The following is a 1,490-nucleotide window of genomic DNA, read 5'->3' as shown; positions in this document are numbered from 1 at the left end:
AACTTCGCGCATGGACTGCTGACCCTGGTGGGCGCGGTTACGCTGCTGGTGAGTGTCGCCGCCATACCCAGTCAATATCTCGCGCAGATTCACGGCTACAGGCCGCTGCAAACCACGCCGCTGTTTCTGCTGGTGGCCATTCCCCTTCTGATTGCGCTCCCGGCGACCGCCGCACTGCTCAATCTCCGCCAGGTCGACCACCGCTGGGTCATGGCGATTGGACTTTGCCTGATGGCGACCTCGTGCTTTCTGGGCAGTTTCGTGACCACCGATTGGGTTCGCGAGAACTTCTACTGGCTTCAGTCGCTACAGGTCCTGGCGCAGCCGATGGTCATCATGGGGATCCTGATGGGCGTCACGACCGGCCTGCCGCCGACAGAAGGCCCGTTTGCCTCGGCCATGTTCAACACGCTCAAGACGTTTACCGGCGCCGCCGCAACCGGCCTCATCGAAGGTCTGGGCACTGCGCGCGAGCATTTTCATTCGGGCATGCTGGTGGACCACCTGGGCAACAACGCGCTGGTCACGAGCCAGAGCCTCGACGCCGCTCACGGCCTCGGCGAACTCGCACACCGGATCCACGAGCAGGCCGTCGTGCTCACATCGGCCGATCTCTATCGCGTGATGGCGGGTGTCGCCCTCGCCTTTCTTTTCGTTATTCCGGTGCTGCCCGTGCGGGTCTATCCGCCGTGGAGCACAACGCAGCCCTCTTCCCGTTAAGCGACGCTATCCATGTCATCCGCTACCCGATTTCCTCCCAGAACGATCCGTCTTGCCGCGTTTGCGGTCATACCCGGCGTCGCTGTGCTGGCCTGCATATGGCTGTTTGCCGGCTCGACCAGCGAGACCACGAACGATGCCTATGTGACGGCCGATTTCACGCTGGTCGCGCCGCGTGTCGCGGGTCAGCTTTCCGAGGTGCTGGTCGAAGATAACCAGCAGGTCAAGGCGGGGCAGCTGCTGGTACGCATCGACGACCGCGACTTTCGCGCCGCGTTGATGAGCGCTGAGGCGGACGTGGCGGCAGCCAGGGCATCGGTTGCAAACTACGAGGCCGAGATCGCGCGGCAGCCCGCACTCGTCGATCAGGCGCGTGCGACGCTGCGCGCCGATGATGCGACGCTCGAGTTTGCACGTGCGAATGCCGCGCGCTACCGCAATCTTTCGGAGACCGGTGCGGGAACCACACAGGAGCAGCAGCACGCGGCGAGCGCGCTAGCCGAGGAACTCGCGCAGCAGGCGCGCAACCGCGCCGCGCTGGTGGCGACCGTGCAGAACCTCGACGTTCTGAAGACACAACGGGACAAGGCGGCCGGCGCGTTGGCGCATGCCGAAGCCGCCTTTGAGCAGGCGAAACTCAACCTGTCGTATACGGAGATCCACGCGCCCATCGATGGCAAGGTCGGACGGCGCTCGGCACGCGTCGGCGCATTCGTGACGACCGGCGCGCCGCTGCTCGCGCTCGTCCCGCTGTCGCACGCCTATATCGT

Annotated in this window: 1 protein-coding gene and 1 pseudogene; both read left to right on the top strand. The window is 64.8% G+C overall.

Translation table 11 applies throughout. From position 1 onward, the window contains the following. A pseudogene (locus tag B0G75_RS39985) lies at positions 1-720 on the top strand (EmrB/QacA family drug resistance transporter); the annotation flags it as partial. A gap of 12 nt (positions 721-732) precedes the next feature. Next, a partial coding sequence (locus B0G75_RS39980) for an HlyD family secretion protein (RefSeq protein WP_106314955.1) occupies positions 733-1,490 on the top strand: 758 nt, incomplete at its 3' end.

It is taken from the genome of Paraburkholderia sp. BL18I3N2 (assembly GCF_003001875.1).
Classification (GTDB): Bacteria; Pseudomonadota; Gammaproteobacteria; order Burkholderiales; family Burkholderiaceae; genus Paraburkholderia; species Paraburkholderia phytofirmans.
The sequence above is the reverse complement of the archived record's forward strand: the minus strand, read 5'-3'. Positions and strand labels throughout refer to the sequence as shown.